The organism is Pseudenemella bisphenolivorans (genome assembly GCF_051133435.1).
Lineage (GTDB): Bacteria > Actinomycetota > Actinomycetes > Propionibacteriales > Propionibacteriaceae > JAAYAO01.
Genome location: NZ_JBPGNY010000002.1, coordinates 381,929 through 397,681, shown reverse-complemented (window position 1 = coordinate 397,681; position 15,753 = coordinate 381,929). Strand labels below are relative to the sequence as shown.

The window sequence follows — 15,753 nt, the reverse complement described above, 5'->3', positions numbered from 1 at the left end:
ACGAAGCCCTTCCCGGCGCTGATCCGGATGTCGCCCGGAGGCGTCCTTCACTCGGTGAAGGCGTACTTGTTCGGGTCGGCCGGATCGACCGCCACGTTGTGCTGGGTGCCGGGGGCGTACAGGTGGGCGGTCACCGAGGCCACCAGTTGGTTGTTCTCGGCCAGGTAGGGCGGACGACCGGGCAGCGCGATCTCGGTCTGCACCACCATCCAGTCGAGGCCCGGATCGAGCTTCTCGGCACCCGGCACCGGGGTGAGGCTGCGCACCACGCCGGTGCCGCGCAGGCCCACCGACTGGATGCGCTTCAGTTCCTCACCGTAGGCCTGCAGCTTGGACACATTGCCGGCCGCGGCCATCGGGTTGGCCATCTGGGCGGCCGCCGAGGACATTCCGGCCGACCACCCGGCCTTCATGTTCGAGGCGGTCATCGCTTGCTTGGCCTGCTTGAACTTGTCGAAGAGTCCCATTGTTGTGCTCCTTGTCCTTGTCTTCTTCTCGTTGATCCCAACGCTAGGTTTCGGTCCCGGCTACCGATCACGGATTGCGCGTCTTCGCAGCGGGTGTACCGCCCCCGGCGGCGGCTCGACGGGGTCGGATCGTTGTATGGTCGAAGCCGTGACGATCTCGGTGCGCCCCATATCCAGCAGCGAACATCTGGCCTTCATCAACAGCCAGGCATCGGCGAGCTTCCTGCAGACCCCGGCCTGGGCGAAGGTCAAGAGCGAGTGGCGCAGCGAGTCGCTCGGCTTCTTCGACGGCACCCGGCTGCGCGGCGTCGCCCTGGTGCTGTACCGCCAGTTGCCGAAGATCAAGCGCTACCTGGCCTACGTGCCCGAGGGCCCGGTACTGGACGAATGGTCGGCCGAGACCATCGCCGAGTTCCTCGAACCCTTCCGTGATCACGTGCACCGCAAGGGTGCCTTCGCGCTCCGGATCGGCCCGCCGGTGGTGGTGCGGCGCTGGTATCCCGAAACCATTAAAGCCGGCATCGCCGACCCGAAGGCCACCCGGCTGCGCGATCTGCAACCCGATGAGTTCGTCCCCGAAGCAGTGCGGCTCGGCGCGAAGCTGGCCCGGCTCGGCTGGCTGCCCCCGAAGGCCGGGGACGGGTTCGCCGCCGGACAACCGCAGTACGTCTTCCAACTGCCGCTGGACGGCAAGGACGAGGCGGCCACCCTCAAGGGCATGAACCAGCTCTGGCGGCGCAACATCAAGCGCGCCGACAAGGAAGGGGTCGAGGTCACCCTCGGCACCCGCGACGACCTCGATGCCTTCCACACCCTCTACCTGGAGACCGCCGAACGCGACCGCTTCACCCCCCGGCCGGTGGAGTACTTCCGGGTGATGTGGGACGCGATGGCGGCCGAGGATCCCGACCGACTGCGGCTCTACCTGGCCCATCACGAGGGCGACCTGGTCGCCGCCACCACCTGGGTGCGGGTCGGGGAACACGCCTGGTACTCCTACGGCGCATCGCCGACCCACAAGCGCGAGGTGCGCGGCTCGAACGCCATCCAGTGGCGGATGATCCGGGATGCGATGGAGGCCGGGGCCACGGTCTACGACCTGCGCGGCATCACCGACGGCATCGGCGCCGACGACCCCGAGATCGGGCTGATCCAGTTCAAGGTCGGCACCGGCGGCCAGGCGGTCGAACTGCTCGGCGAATGGGACCTGCCGCTGAACCGGGTGCTGTACAAGGCCTTCGACTGGTACCTCTCCCGTCGCGGTTGAGGATCGTGTGACATTTTGTTCGCCTGTCGATCAAGAAGTCACACGATCTCGGCGGTGGGGCGCATCCCTGCCAGCGGAATCGAGCCGGGGCCCGCAGGAGCCCGCTGGCTAAGGTGGCAGGCGGTCTTGGCGAGTGGTTCGCCAGGGTCCCCGACATCGACCTGAGAGGAGGGGCCGTGAGCGCGACTCCCATCATCGACTGGTTCACCACCGGTGATGAGCCGGCCTTGCTGGGTACGAAGTGTGTTGCCTGTGGCACCGTCTACTTTCCCCGGCAGGACATCTTCTGCAAGAACCCGAGCTGCTCCGGCGAGGAGTTCGAGGAGTACACCTTCTCGCGCACCGGCACCGTGTGGAGCTACACCGACTTCCAGTACCAGCCGCCGGCTCCCTACATCGCCCAGACCGATCCCTATGAGCCCTTCGCGCTCGCCGCGGTCGAACTGCCCGAGGGCATCGTGGTGCTCGGCCAGCTCGCCGAGGGTTACTCGGTCGACGACGTGAAGGTCGGTTCCCCGGTCGAACTGGTCGTCGAGGTGCTGAACACCGACGAGACCGGCGACCGCACGATCTGGCGCTGGAAGCCCTGCGAGGAGGCGGCACGATGAGCGAGAAGGTCACCATTGCCGGTGTCGGCATGCATCCCTGGGGCAAGTGGGGCAAGCCCTTCGTCCAGTACGGCGTGCACGCCGCCCGCGCGGCGCTGTCCGACGCCGGTATCGCCTGGGACGACGTCGACCTGATCGTCGGCGGCGAAACCGTGCGCGGTGGTTACGCCGGTTACGTCGCCGGCTCCACCTTCGCCTCCGCCCTGGGCTGGAACGGTGCCCGGGTGGCCACCTCCTATGCCGCCTGCGCCACCGGCGCCCAGGCCCTCGACGTGGCCCGGACGAAGATCCTGGCCGGCCAGTCCGAGGTCGCCCTGGTGGTCGGCGCCGACACCACCCCGAAGGGCTTCCTGGCCCCCAATGCCGGGGAACGCTGGGACGATCCCGACTGGTTGAGGTTCCGGCTGATGGGCATGACCAACCCCGGCTACTTCGCCCTCTACGCCCGCCGCCGGATGGACCTCTACGGCGCCACCCAGGAGGATTTCGCCCGGGTCAAGGTGAAGAACGCCAAGCACGGGCTGAACAACCCCAATGCCCGCTACCGCAAGGAAGTCAGCGTCCAGGACGTGCTCGACTCGGCGGTGGTCTCCGACCCGTTGCACCTGCTCGACATCTGCGCCACCTCCGACGGTGGGGCCGCGATCGTGCTCACCTCGGCCGAATACGCCAAGAAGCACGGCCTGGCCGACCCGGTGCGGATCGACGCGATCTCGACGGTCACCCCGACCTTCCCGAACACCGTGATCGACATGCCGCTGTTCTCCACCGATTCGGCCGCGGCCGTGCCGGCGGGGGAGCGCACCTTCAAGGAGTCGATCGGGCACGCCGCCTATGAAGAGGCCGGTATCGAGCCCTCTGACGTGTCGGTGGCCGAGGTGTACGACCTGTCCACCGCCCTGGAGTTGGACTGGATGGAAGACCTCGGGCTGTGCGGTAAGGGTGAGGCCGAGCAGTTGTTGCGCGCCGGTGAAACCAGCATCGGTGGCCGGATCCCGGTCAACCCGTCCGGCGGTCTGGCCTGCTTCGGTGAGGCCGTCCCGGCCCAGGCGCTGGCCCAGGTCTGCGAGTTGGTCTGGCAGTTGCGCGGTCAGGCCGAAGACCGTCAGGTCGAGGGTGCGAAGGTCGGTATCACCGCCAACCAGGGCCTCTTCGGCCACGGCTCCTCGGTGATCGTCTCCCGCTGATCCACCCAAACAACGCAAAAGCGCCGGACCCACGATCGGGTCCGGCGCTTTTCACGTCCGGGGGAGTCCGGGAAACTCAGCCCTCCCAGTCGTCCGAAATGATCGCGATACCGGGCTCACCCTCGTGCAGGATCTTGCCCGGGTTCAGGTTGTTGCCCGGGTCGACGCCCTCGAAGAGCTTGCCGGTGATGAAGGTACCGGCGGTGGAGATGTCGGCCTCGATCCACGGGGCGTGCTCCAGACCCACCCCGTGGTGGTGGCTGATCGTGGCCCCGTTGTCGATGAACGACTGCTGCACGGCCCGCTTCACCTCGTCGTACTTGCGCAGGCTGTCGGGCGAATCGTCGGCGATCGCGAAGGTGAAGTAGAGGCAGGCGCCGGCGTGGTAGGAGTGCGACAGGTGGCACATGATGTAGCCGCGCACGCCCATCCGCTCCATCGCCTGTTCGGCGACCTCGATGGTGCCCTCGTAGATCTCCTCCAGCCGTGACCACGGGGCGGCGGTCTCCGACACATCGGCCACCGCACCCCGGTCGAGCAGGAAGTCACGAATGTAGGGGGTGTCGAACTTCTTCTGGTCGTACAGCGCGCCCGGGCCCTTGCCGACCAGGAAGCCGCCGTGCTTGGCAACGATCTCCTTGACCAGCGACTTCTCGTAGGCCACGTGCGACTTCGAACCCTCGTAGCCGATGAACGACATGCAGAGCTGGTTCAGATCCCAGCCGCGCCGCTTCAACACCGTCTGCAGCGCCTTGGTGACGTACTTCGACAAGCCCTTCGACTTGCGCTGGGTGGCCATCGAGAAGGCGGTCTCGCGCGAGTCCGACACCCGGGTCACCGACGGGGCGGCGTCCGACTTGGCGATGTCGTGCATCGCGCGCAGGCCCGAGGCCATATCGGGGAAGAAGTAGGCCAGAATCTGGCGTTCTTCGGGCACCCGGTGAATGTGCACCCACACCTCGGTGATCACACCGAGACGACCCTCCGAACCGATCACCATCTCGCGCACCGACGGGCCGGAGGAGTAGGACGGCAGCGGCCGCAGCTCCAGGATCTGCCCGGGCATCACCATCCGCAGGCCGCGGGTGATGTCGGCGATGTCGCCGTACTTGTCCGACTGCATCCCCGACGAGCGGGTGGCCACCCAGCCACCGAGGGTGGAGTGGGTGAAGGAGTCGGGGAAATGTCCCATCGTCCAGCCGCGGCGGCCGAGCTGTTCCTCGATGGACGGGCCGAGTGCGCCCGCCTGAATCCGGGCCAGCCCGGCTTCGGCGTCGATCTCCAGCACCTTCGACATCCGGCCCAGATCCAGCGAGATCACCGGACGGGTTTCGTTCGCCATCGGCTCCAGCGAACCGACGATGTTCGAGCCACCGCCGAAGGGAATCACCACCGCATCGGCCTCGACCGCGGCGTCCACGATCTTGGCGACCTCGTCCTCGGTGCCGGGGTAGACGACCACATCGGGCACCCGCTTGAAGTCACCGCGCCGCACCCGCACCAGGTCGCGCACCGACTTGCCGAAGGTGTGCACCACCCGGTCCATGTCGTCGGTGAACAGGTAGTCGACGCCGACGATGCCGCGCAGGGTCTCGCGAAGCTCGTCGGGCAACAGCGAGGCGGGCACCTCGAGGTCTTCGAAGGCCGGGGCCGGCGACTTGGCCTTGGTGGAGATGTCGAGTCCCACCTTCTCCAACACGAAGGGCTGCAGCTTCGGCTTGTCATCGGGGTTGAACGCGGTACCTTCCACGCCCCAGCCCCACCACTTCATGTGTTTCACGCCGGTCACGATGACTCCTTGTCGTTGTCGGGTTCGGATTCGTCGGGACCGTCGCCGGCCTCGTCGTCGGCCGCGGTGGCCTTCGCTTCCAACGCCTCGCGCTGGTAGTCGATGATGCGCGGGAAGCCGGTGGCCAGCGCGGTCTGGTCGTGCATGGTGAAGACCTGTTCGCGAATCCGTTCGGCGAACTTCACCGCGGTTTCGCCCTGTTCGGCCCACATCGGTTTGCCGAACACCACGTGCACCTCCGGGCGGCCCGGCACCGGCAACACATTGCCGTGCGGCATGGCCTGGCGGATGCCGACCAGGGCCACCGGCAGGGCCGGGACGTGTCGGCTGATGCACAGTGCAGCCGCCCCGGGTTTGAACGGGGCCATCGTGCCGTTGCGCGAGCGGGTGCCCTCGGGATAGATCAACAGCGGCACACCCTTGGACAGCAGGCCCCCGGCCAGGCCCTTGCGGTTGCGCATGCCGGTGCGTTCGATCGGGAAGGCGTTGAAGAACAACGCGGTCGGCGCGGCCCGCCACCAATGGGTGAAGAAGTAGTCGGCGGCCGCTCCGGTGGCCAGGTACTTCGACAGCCGGTACGGCAGCGAGGAGTGGATCACCGGGGTATCGAGGTGACCGTTGTGGTTCGGCATCACCACATAGGGCCCGTCCAGGGTGCGCAGGTTGCGTTTGCCGTGCACGTGAATCCGCGTCAGAGCGCGGATCACCGGGCGCATCACCAGTCGCTGGGCGACGAAACGCGCAGCGGTGTGTCCCCGCGACGTGTAGCGATCATCCCTTGGCACTGTTACAGACTATTGGGCCGGGAGGAAAAAGTCGCTCGGGCCCCGATATCGGACGCGCCTACTTGCGTCGCGTCGACACGAGGATGCTCGACACCTGCCGGATCACCACGCGCGGCACCAACCGGGCCAGCACGGTGGCAACCTTCCAGCCGATCACCGGCACGCAGACGACCTTGCCGGCCTCGCTCGCGGCCAGACCCTCGCGCACCACGTCCTCGATATCGACCCAGACGATGTTGGGCAGCTTGGACGCGTCGATGCCGGCCCGGTCGTGGAACTCGGTGCGCACCCAGCCGGGGCAGACCGCGGTGACCGCCACGCCGGTGCCGCGCAGCTCCACCGACAGGCCCTCGCTGAGGGTGAGCACGTAGCTCTTGATCGCCGAATAGTGACCCATCGTGATGTAGGCACTGGACGAGGCGACGTTGATGATCCGGCCCCGGCCGCGGGCCACCATCGCCCGGGCGGCGGCATTGGTGAGCACGAACACCGCTCGCATCATCACGTTGATCGCCCGCTCGTGGACGCTGATGTCCTCACCGAGCAGGGTGGAGTGCAGGCCGAAGCCGGCGTTGTTCACCAGCAGGTCGATCGGACGGCTCTGGTCGAGCAGCCGCTCGGCCACCCGCTGGGTGTCGTCATGATCGTCCAGATCGGCCGCCAGGATCTCCACCTCGATACCGAAACGCCCGCGCAGATCCTGTGCGGTGTCGGCGAGACGTTCGGAGTCGCGGGCGACCAACACCAGATCGGTGCCGCGGGATGCGAGTTCGGCGGCGAAGGCTGCCCCGATTCCCGAGGTGCCGCCGGTGACCAATGCAGTGGACATGGGGAACACCCTAGTAGCACCGGGCGACAGGGCCGGTCACAACCAGTTCGCGGGCTCGGCCAACACCCGGTTCAACCCGTACTAGGTCGCGCCGGTGGCCACCGGCGCCGGATCACACCACAGGATGCGCAACGGTGACAGGCGCCACCGGGCGGTCACCACATTGGCGTGCAGTTCGGGTTCGACCACCGGCAGCAGGTGCTCGGCCAGCATCACCAGGTCGCCCCCGATCACCGCAGTGTCGACATCGAAAATGTTGATGGTGTTCGCCAACACCCGTCCCAGCGCCGTGCCGGCCTGTCGTGCCGCGGCCCGGGCGGACGGGTCGCCGTCGTCCAGTCGGGCCAGCAGGTCTTTCGGGGTGGCGGTGATCGGCAGCCCCGCCGCGCGCAGCATCGCATGCCGGCCGGCGTACTGCTCCAGGCAACCCACCGCACCGCAGACACACGACGGTCCCTTCGGGTTGACCATGATGTGGCCGAGCTCACCGCCCCAGCCGTTCGGGCCGGTCAACACCTCTCCGTCGCGCACCAGGGCGCCGCCGATCCCGACCTCGCTGGAGACGTAGATGAAATCCTGCAGTTCCTGGGGGCTTCCGGGCCGGGGGCTGGCCACCATGCCGGCGGACAGATCGGCCTCATTACCCAGTACCGGGGTGATCCCGTCCAGATCGCCGATCAACTCACCGACGCGAACATTGGTCCAGTTCAGGTTCGGTGCCCACAGCACCGATCCGGACGCCTGGTCGACCAACCCCGGCACGCCGATCACCACCGACACCGGACGCATGTTCTGCTCCCGGGCCCGGGCCAGGCAGCGCCGTCCGGCATCGCCCAGCAGGCCCAGCACGGCGCGGGGGTCACGGTCGACGCCGTGCATCGGCAGCCACTCCTCGTCGACCAGGGTGCCGCGCAGGTCCACCACCCGGGCGCACAGGTGCTCGACGTTCACCTCCAGTCCCAGCGCCACCAGGGTTCGGGCGGCCGGACGCAGCGGCACGGCGGGGCGCCCCCGTCCCGCGGCGTGGGGTTCGAGTTCGTCGAGGAAACCACCGGTGATCAGTTCATCGACCAGCCGCGACACCGTGGATCGGGTGAGGCCGGTCTCCTCGGCCACCTGGGCCCGCGAGATCGGCTGGTCGGCGGCGTAGATGGTGGCCACGACCAGTTGCAGATTGGTTTGCCGCAGCAACGATTGGCTGACTCCCACACGTGGAAGGACGTTCCCCCGTCGCACCGACATGAAGTGATCCTAAACCTTCGGAGGTCCCGCCGGGAGGGTTCGAGGTGACCGTCCCGCCGCGCCGAATACGGGGATGAAACGGTTTCCGGATCCTTCGCCGTGGGGCACAATGTCCCGTTTCTTTATCAAACCGGAAGTGTATCCCGGCCCGATGGGGCGCGGTGATCGGCAGAAAACCTGTTGGGCACGAGACGTACGGTTCATTACGCTCAACCAGCTGGCCTCCCACTCGGGTCGACAGCCGACTCCCATGGAAGGAGGCCCGGTGGCGATCATCGAGGCCCATGGCCTGGTCAAGACCTATCGTTCCGGCGCCGTGCGCGCCCTGGACGGTTTGAACCTGACCGTTCCCGAAGGCACGGTAAAGGGACTGCTCGGGCCCAACGGCGCCGGCAAGACCACCACCGTCAAGGTGCTGAACACCCTGATCCGCCCCGACTCCGGTACCGCCACCGTGGACGGGGTCGATGTGCTCACCGATCCCCAGAACGTCCGCCGGATCATCGGCGCCTCCGGCCAGTACGCCGCGGTCGACGAGAATCTGACCGGGCTGGAGAACCTGGAAATGGTCGGTCGGCTGTACCACCTGGGCCGCAATCGGGCCCGGGCGCGGGCGGAGGAACTGATCGAGGCCTTCGATCTGGTGGAGGCCGGTAAGCGCCCGGTGAAGGGATTCTCCGGCGGTATGCGCCGCCGGATCGACCTGGCCTGCGCGATCGTGATCAACCCCCGAATCCTGTTCCTGGACGAGCCGACCACCGGCCTCGACCCGCGCAGCCGGCTCGCGCTGTGGGGCATCATCGCCGACCTGGTGAAACAGGGCACCACCGTCCTGCTCACCACCCAGTACCTGGAGGAGGCCGACCGGTTGGCCGATCACATCTCGGTGATCGACCACGGACGGGTGATCGCCGAGGGCACCGCCGACGAGCTCAAGGCCCAGGTCGGGGGACACCGGGTGGTGTTGACCGTCGTCGACGAGGCCGACGTCCCCGCCGCCCATGAGGTGCTGGCCCGGGCCGGGCACGGCGAGGTGCACCGCGGGGTGAGCAGTAACCGCGAACTCGAGGTGGCCGTCGACACCGGCCCCCGGGCACTGCAGAAGGTGCTCACCGACATGGCCGACGCCGGCATCGAATTGCATGACGCCGGCATGCGTCGTCCGACCCTGGACGACGTCTTCTTGACCCTGACCGGCCGCGCGGCCGAAGAAGTCGCCGATGAGGCGACCGCCGAGGAGAACTCATGACCACCACGATCAGCACCGCGACGACGGCGGGGCCACTGACTCCCGCCTTCAACGGCGGGCTGCGCGGGGCTCTTGCCGATGGCTGGACGATCACCTGGCGCAACCTGCAACGGCTGCGCCGTTCGCCCGACATGATCCTGTTCGCGGTGCTGCAGCCGATCATGTTCGTCCTGCTGTTCAGCCAGGTGTACGGCGGATCGATCCACGTCGCCGGAACCGACTACACCGATTACATGATGGCCGGCATCTTCGGCCAGACCGTGGTTTTCGGATCGACCTTCTCCGGCTCGGCAATGGCCCAGGACCTGAAGGAAGGCATCATCGACCGCTTCCGCACCCTGCCGATGTCACCGGCCGGAGTGCTGATCGGACGTACCAACGCCGACCTGGTGTTGAACTCCATCTCGATGGTGATCATGATGCTGACCGGTTTCCTGGTCGGTTGGCGCTTCCACAACGGAGTGCCCTCGCTGCTGGCCGGGGTCGGACTGCTGCTGATGTTCAGCTATGCCTTCAGTTGGGTGATGTCGCTGCTCGGAATGATGGTGCGCACCCCCGAGACGATCAACAACGCGGCCTTCATGGTGCTGTTCCCGTTGACCTTCATCTCCAATGCCTTCGTCCAGCCGCAGAACATGCCGAAGGTGCTCGAGGTGGTGGCCAACTGGAACCCGGTCTCGGCCCTGGTGCATGCCGCCCGCACCCTGTTCGGCAACATCGGCAGCGCCCCCACCCCCGACACCCTGCCGCTGCAACATTCGATCGTCACCGTGCTGGTGGGGTCGGTGGTGATGCTGGTGATCTTCGTGCCGCTGTGCGTGGCGCGGTTCCAGAACACCTCCTCGCGCTGAGGCGCGGTCGGTTCGGTCAGGAACCCTCGCGTCAGGAAACCCACTCGCGCAGTTGGGCGAGTTCGTCGACGTGGCTGGTGGCCGGCCCGGGCGTCTCCAAGCACAGTGGGGCGCCCGCCAGCCGCACCACCTCGGCCAACCCGGCCGGGTCGACGTGTCCCTGACCGATGGTGGCGTGCCGGTCGGCACCGGAATCGAAGGCATCGCGGGAATCGTTGACGTGCACCAGGTCGATCCGTCCGGTGATCGCCTTGATCCGGTCAACCAGGCCGACGAGTTCCTCACCCCCGGCGTGGGCGTGGCAGGTGTCCAGGCACAGCCCGACGGTGTCCCCGCCCTCGGCCTCCCCGATCGCGTCCCACAGTTGGGCGATCCGGTCGAGTCGACGGGCCATCGCGTTGGCACCGCCGGCGGTGTTCTCGATCAGCACCGGGGTGGTCATGTCCAGCCCATCGATGCACTTGCGCCAGTTGTCGAAGCCCAGCGCGGGGTCGTCCTTGGCGGTAACGTGCCCGCCGTGCACGATCACCCCGGCCGCACCGATCTCGGTGGCCGCATGGACGTGCTGTTGCAGCAGTTTGCGGCTCGGAATCCGGATCCGGTTGTTCGGGCTGGCCACGTTCAGCACATAGGGGGCGTGCACATAGATCTGCACCCCGGCCTCCTCGGCGGCCGCGCGCAGGGCAGCGGCCCCACCGGGGTACTCGACCTTCGGTCCCTTCCACCCCTGCGGGTCACCGAGAAAGATCTGCACCAGGTTCGCCCCGCGGGCCAGGGCCTCGCCGATCGGGTCGAGTTGGTCGACGTGGGCTCCCATCGCAACGCTCATGGCCCCGACTGTAGCCCGCCGCGCGGACGAAAACCGGGCTCGGTACGCCATTATCGTGCCCACCGGGCGGACTGATTGAATGGTGTCGTGCACGACGTACCTCCACATGACCCCCACCGGCGCGGCTTCGCCTCCGACAACTACTCCGGGGTGCATCCCGAGGTGCTGGACGCGATCGTCGCCGCCAATGGCGGGCACCAGTCGTCCTACGGCGCCGACTGGTACACCCACCGGTTGCAGGACGTGATCGGCCGACACTTCGGGGACGGGGCCGTTGCCTGGCCGGTGTTCAACGGCACCGGCGCCAATGTCACCGCGCTGCAGGCGGTACTGCCGCGCTGGGGCGCGGTGATCTGCGCCGAGGGCGCCCACATCAACAACGACGAGAACGTCGCCCCCGAACGGGTCGGCGGGATGAAACTGCTCGCCGTACCGACCCCCGACGGCAAGCTCACCCCCGAACTGGTGCGCTCCCGATCCGCCGGACGCGGCGATGAACATCGGGCCCAACCGGCCGCGGTGTCGATCGCCCAATCGACCGAGGTCGGCACCCTGTACACCCCCGACGAGATCGCCGCCCTGGCCGAGACCACCCACGAACTCGGCATGGTGCTGCACGTCGACGGATCGCGGCTGGCCAATGCCGCGGTCGCTCTCGACCTGCCGCTGCGCGCCTTCACCACCGACGCCGGCGTCGACATCATCAGCCTGGGTGCGACCAAGAACGGCGCGATGGGGGCCGAGGCGATCGTCACCCTGACCCCCGAGGTCGCCGACGGGCTGATCTTCCTGCGCAAGATCAACATGCAGTTGGCCTCCAAGATGCGGTTCCTCTCGGCGCAGTTGATCGCGATGTATGAGGCCGATCTGTGGCGCCGCAACGCCGAACACGCCAATGCGATGGCGCAGCGACTGCGCGCGGCGGTCGAGGACATCCCCGGGGTGTCCTTCGCCTACCCGACCCAGGCCAATGCGGTCTTCGCCCGTTTGCCGCAGGGGGTGGCCGATCGGGTGCGGGAACGATTCTTCTTCTACGACTGGGATCTCGACGCCGGTGAGGTGCGCTGGATGTGTTCCTTCGACACCACCGAGGCCGATGTGGACGAGCTGGCCCGGTTGGTGCGCGCAGCCTGCACGCAGTAGAGCGGTACCGAAACACCCACATCCCCCGTGCACCCACATCCCCGGGTACCAAAACCTCCAACTCACCCCCTCGGAAACCTCGATGACGGCCGAATCCGCGGGGTGAGTTGCCGGTTTTGGTACCCACCGGCCCCGGGCGTGTACCCGCGGGGAGGCATGATGGGGCCCATGAGCTACGTAGCCGCCGAGAACCGTTACGACGCCGGCATGCAGTACCGCTACTGCGGCCGCAGCGGGTTGCAATTGCCCGTGATCTCCCTGGGTTTGTGGCAGAACTTCGGCGATGACAAGCCGATGGAAACCCAGCGCGCGATCGTCCGCCGGGCCTTCGACGCCGGGATCACCCACTTCGACCTGGCCAACAACTACGGGCCGCCGTACGGGCAGGCCGAACTGAACTTCGGTCACCTGCTGGCCACCGACCTGGCCCCGTACCGCGATGAGTTGATCATCTCCACCAAGGCCGGTTACGACATGTGGCCCGGGCCGTACGGTCAGGGCGGCGGGTCGCGCAAGTACGTACTTGCTTCGCTCGATCAGTCCCTGAAGCGGATGGGACTGGATTATGTCGACATTTTCTATTCGCACCGGTTCGACCCGCACACCCCGCTCGAGGAGACGATGGCCGCTCTCGACCATGCGGTGCGCTCGGGACGAGCACTGTATGTGGGTATTTCGTCCTATTCGGCCGATCGCACCCGGGAAGCCGCCCGGATTGCTCGCGAAATGGGTACCCCACTGCTGATTCACCAGCCCTCGTACAACATGCTGAATCGCTGGGTCGAGAACGGTTTATTCGAAGCCGTTGACGATTGCGGAATGGGCATGATTGCATTCACCGCCTTGGCCCAAGGGGTATTAACCAGCCGATACCTGGACGGGGTACCGTCCGATTCCCGGGGTGCCCGGGGCGGCTCGCTGCGGCAGAGCCATCTTCGCGACGAGGTACTGGAACGGGTACGGGCATTGAACGAGATCGCCGCCGAACGGGGCCAATCCCTGGCTCAGATGGCGCTGGCCTGGGTGCTGCGCGACGAGCGGATGACCTCGACGGTGATCGGGGCATCGAGTGTCGCTCAGCTCGACGAGAACCTGGCCGCGCTGGAGAATCTGACTTTTTCGGATGCCGATTTGGCCCGTATTGATGGGCATGCCGTGGACTCGGACATCAATCTTTGGGCAAGGCATGTTGAAATGTGACCCTCGGGTATGCGTAGGGTTTATGGCTGATCTCCAAAGCACGCGAGTGATTGAAGGAGTAAATGAAAATGAAGAAGCACTATTTCGCAACCGCTCTGGCCGTCGGATCCCTGGCACTCGCCGGGTGTGCGGGGGCCGGTGATGACATTTCCGGTACTCCGGAAGACACCACGACGTCAACGAACCAGGAGACCGAGCAGCCGGCGCAGACCCCGGCAACCGACGCTCCCGAGTCGGACGCTCCGCAGAGCGACGCTCCGGAGAGTGAGCCGGCCGATGACTCCGACGGCGGCCAGCCCGCCGGCGACTTCACCAACGACGCCCTGCCCACCGCCGAGGACATGGAATGGCAGAAGCCCGGCGACTGGGAGGTCAAGCAGGGTGGTGAATACGACCCGATGAAGGAGACCGACACCTGTCAGCAGAAGGACTTCACCGAGCTCGTCGAGAACGACGACGATGCCAAGGCCGGGGCCTTCACGCTGAAAACCGGTGATGCGGCGACCGACCGTGCCCGCGCTGTGGTGATGAACTTCTCGGACGAGGAATCTGCCGAGAAGGCCTACGAGGAAATCCGCGGCTGGAGCCGTGACTGCACCGCCGATGCCGAGGGTGTCCCGAACCAGCAGAACGAGGTTGAGGTGTCCGAGGGCGAGGCCGAGTTCAGCGACTGGACTCGACCCGATGAGGGCTTCACCATGGTCGGCGTGACCCATCGCGAGAACCGGGTCGGCTGGGTCGTGATGGAGGTCAACGCTCAGGACAACAACTGGGACTACGAAGAGGGCGGCGAAGTCGGCCAGCTCCATCCGATGTTCCGCACCCTGCCCAAGGTGAACGAGCGCATCGTCAAGTGATAAATCTGGACCATGCGTAAATTCGGGAAGATCCTCTTCTTCGGGGGGCTGATCGCGACCATCGTCGCACTGGCGTTGGGTATCGGTGGCCTGGTGTACGCGCTGAGCGCCGTCACCAGCACCGTCCGCGACAGCCCCTCGGGGATGGGGGAGGTGAGCACCCAGAGTCCATCGGACGCCACCTGGTACGTCTTCGCCGATTCCCCCTCGTTCTCCGAGTGCGTGGCACGGGGGCCCGAGGGCGACGACATCGAAATCCGACGTCCGAATGGCTCGATGACCTTCACCGTCGATGGTCGCCAGGTGCATCGCATCGCCGAGTTCACCGCCGACAAGGCCGGTCAATACCAGGTCGAATGCGACGCGAATTCCGGCACGATCCGGCTGGTCGAGGCCGACAAGGCCACCGGCGGAATCGGGTGGATGATCGCCGCCCCGTTCCTGATCGTGGGAGGCATCTTCCTCGGCTTGCTCACCCTCCTGGGATTGATCCTGTGGTTGGTGGGACGCAGCCGGGAGAAGAGTGCTCCGGTGACTCCGGGGCCCTACAACCAGGGGCCACCCGGTAGCCCGCCCCACAACCAGGGCCCGCCCCGTCAGGGGCCACCGGGTAACCTGCCTTACCAGCAGGGTCCGCCCGCCTGAGTCGGGCGGAGCTCCGACCGGATCAACCGACCACAAGCAAACGGCGCGGATGTACACCATGACATCCGCGCCGTTTGCTTTGCCCTATACCTTCGGCAGCGGCGGAACCACCGCCGGCGTGGGCCCGTCATCGTTGAGCTCGGGCGGGGTACCGCCATGGTCGGCCCAGACATGGCGCGGAATCAGCCGGACGAGTTCGGCCAGGGCCTGTGGTGGCTGCGTCCCCCGTTCGCGCATCACATGGTCTTTCATCCAGACGGTCACCACGCCGCGTTCCAGGGTGAAGTTCGCATCGCGCAGTGGACTGTTCATCAGGGCGTGCATGAACCGGGGATGCACGACCTGATAGGCGAAGCGTTCGTCGGCGCAGCGCACATCGTAGGTGCGGTTGAACTCGGCGGATTCGAAGTTGATGTCCCGGCTGCCGTTCAACAACTCGCCGCGGTAGACCACCAGGGTGGGAAAGTCGGCGTCACCGGCGAACTGGGCGACCGTGGCCGTGATGGTGCGGCTCGACTTACCGACCCCGGTGTGGCGGGTGTAGTGGTACATGGTGAACGGCAGACCGTCCCAGGTACCGCTGATGATGTTGCTCGCGTGCGCCAGGCCACGACCGAAGGGCTGGGCCCTGAGGCCACCGAACACCCCGCGGGACTCGGCCAGGTGATGCCAGCCGCGGGCTTGGGCCCATTTCGCCCACTCCCGTCGCTGTCGGCGGATCTCCGGCATCAGTGCGAGTCCGGACAGGACCCCGATACCGACGACGACGGCTGCGGTGATCGCACCGGCGATGGACATGGGCGGC

At 66.8% G+C, this 15,753-nt stretch carries 16 protein-coding genes; 9 read left to right on the top strand and 7 right to left on the bottom strand.

Annotation, left to right across the window (positions count from 1 at the left end; all coding sequences use genetic code 11):
- Positions 1–47 precede the first annotated feature (47 nt).
- On the bottom strand, positions 48–467 hold the full coding sequence (locus tag ACR4XW_RS06705) for a hypothetical protein (RefSeq protein WP_434759761.1): 420 nt from the start codon (positions 465–467) through the stop codon (positions 48–50).
- A 148-nt stretch (positions 468–615) separates the two neighbouring features.
- Here ACR4XW_RS06705 and ACR4XW_RS06700 point away from each other — a divergent pair, with 148 nt between their 5' ends.
- From ACR4XW_RS06700 to ACR4XW_RS06690, 3 genes are all read left to right on the top strand, one after another.
- Positions 616–1,734 (top strand): lipid II:glycine glycyltransferase FemX, encoded by a 1,119-nt coding sequence (locus ACR4XW_RS06700; protein ID WP_434759760.1) that lies wholly within the window; start codon positions 616–618, stop codon positions 1,732–1,734.
- A 176-nt stretch (positions 1,735–1,910) separates the two neighbouring features.
- Positions 1,911–2,342 carry a Zn-ribbon domain-containing OB-fold protein gene (locus ACR4XW_RS06695; protein WP_434759759.1) on the top strand — a complete coding sequence of 144 codons (432 nt, stop codon included), beginning with the start codon at positions 1,911–1,913 and terminating at the stop codon, positions 2,340–2,342.
- On the top strand, positions 2,339–3,529 hold the full coding sequence (locus ACR4XW_RS06690; protein ID WP_434759758.1) for a lipid-transfer protein: 1,191 nt from the start codon (positions 2,339–2,341) through the stop codon (positions 3,527–3,529). Before ACR4XW_RS06695 ends, ACR4XW_RS06690 begins: the two co-directional genes overlap by 4 nt.
- A gap of 76 nt (positions 3,530–3,605) precedes the next feature.
- On the opposite strand, the gene ACR4XW_RS06685 is transcribed toward ACR4XW_RS06690, so the two are convergent.
- From ACR4XW_RS06685 to ACR4XW_RS06670, 4 genes are all read right to left on the bottom strand, one after another.
- The gene (locus ACR4XW_RS06685) at positions 3,606–5,318 is read right to left on the bottom strand and encodes an FAD-binding oxidoreductase (protein WP_434759757.1); all 1,713 of its coding nucleotides are present in this window, start codon (positions 5,316–5,318) and stop codon (positions 3,606–3,608) included.
- Entirely contained in the window at positions 5,315–6,103 is a 789-nt protein-coding gene (locus ACR4XW_RS06680) for a lysophospholipid acyltransferase family protein (protein ID WP_434759756.1), read from the bottom strand. Before ACR4XW_RS06680 ends, ACR4XW_RS06685 begins: the two co-directional genes overlap by 4 nt.
- A gap of 58 nt (positions 6,104–6,161) precedes the next feature.
- On the bottom strand, positions 6,162–6,932 hold the full coding sequence (locus tag ACR4XW_RS06675; RefSeq protein WP_434759755.1) for an SDR family NAD(P)-dependent oxidoreductase: 771 nt from the start codon (positions 6,930–6,932) through the stop codon (positions 6,162–6,164).
- Positions 6,933–7,013: 81 nt separating this feature from the next.
- A complete protein-coding gene (locus ACR4XW_RS06670) occupies positions 7,014–8,174 on the bottom strand; it encodes an ROK family protein (protein ID WP_434759754.1) in 1,161 nt (386 codons plus the stop codon).
- A 265-nt stretch (positions 8,175–8,439) separates the two neighbouring features.
- On the opposite strand from ACR4XW_RS06670, the gene ACR4XW_RS06665 reads away from it, so the two are divergent.
- Both ACR4XW_RS06665 and ACR4XW_RS06660 read left to right on the top strand, forming a co-directional pair.
- A complete protein-coding gene (locus ACR4XW_RS06665; RefSeq protein ID WP_434759753.1) occupies positions 8,440–9,423 on the top strand; it encodes an ATP-binding cassette domain-containing protein in 984 nt (327 codons plus the stop codon).
- The gene (locus tag ACR4XW_RS06660) at positions 9,420–10,274 is read left to right on the top strand and encodes an ABC transporter permease (RefSeq protein WP_434759752.1); all 855 of its coding nucleotides are present in this window, start codon (positions 9,420–9,422) and stop codon (positions 10,272–10,274) included. The genes ACR4XW_RS06665 and ACR4XW_RS06660 overlap by 4 nt, the downstream gene beginning before the upstream one ends.
- Positions 10,275–10,305: 31 nt before the next feature.
- Here the strand turns inward: ACR4XW_RS06660 and ACR4XW_RS06655 are convergent, their stop codons facing one another.
- Positions 10,306–11,103: a deoxyribonuclease IV gene (locus tag ACR4XW_RS06655; RefSeq protein WP_434759751.1), complete on the bottom strand. Its 798-nt coding sequence runs from the start codon at positions 11,101–11,103 to the stop codon at positions 10,306–10,308.
- Between the two features lie 87 nt (positions 11,104–11,190).
- On the opposite strand from ACR4XW_RS06655, the gene ACR4XW_RS06650 reads away from it, so the two are divergent.
- The 4 genes from ACR4XW_RS06650 to ACR4XW_RS06635 all read left to right on the top strand — a co-directional run bounded on the left by ACR4XW_RS06650 (position 11,191) and on the right by ACR4XW_RS06635 (position 14,948).
- Positions 11,191–12,246, top strand: a complete 1,056-nt coding sequence (locus ACR4XW_RS06650) for a threonine aldolase family protein (RefSeq protein WP_434759750.1) — start codon at positions 11,191–11,193, stop codon at positions 12,244–12,246.
- A 168-nt stretch (positions 12,247–12,414) separates the two neighbouring features.
- Positions 12,415–13,446, top strand: a complete 1,032-nt coding sequence (gene mgrA, locus ACR4XW_RS06645; protein WP_434759749.1) for an L-glyceraldehyde 3-phosphate reductase — start codon at positions 12,415–12,417, stop codon at positions 13,444–13,446.
- Between the two features lie 62 nt (positions 13,447–13,508).
- A complete protein-coding gene (locus tag ACR4XW_RS06640) occupies positions 13,509–14,303 on the top strand; it encodes a hypothetical protein (RefSeq protein WP_434759748.1) in 795 nt (264 codons plus the stop codon).
- Between the two features lie 12 nt (positions 14,304–14,315).
- Entirely contained in the window at positions 14,316–14,948 is a 633-nt protein-coding gene (locus ACR4XW_RS06635) for a hypothetical protein (RefSeq protein WP_434759747.1), read from the top strand.
- A gap of 84 nt (positions 14,949–15,032) precedes the next feature.
- On the opposite strand, the gene ACR4XW_RS06630 is transcribed toward ACR4XW_RS06635, so the two are convergent.
- Complete coding sequence (locus ACR4XW_RS06630; RefSeq protein ID WP_434759746.1) at positions 15,033–15,746, bottom strand: hypothetical protein; 714 nt, start codon at positions 15,744–15,746, stop codon at positions 15,033–15,035.
- Between the last annotated feature and the right edge of the window lie 7 nt (positions 15,747–15,753).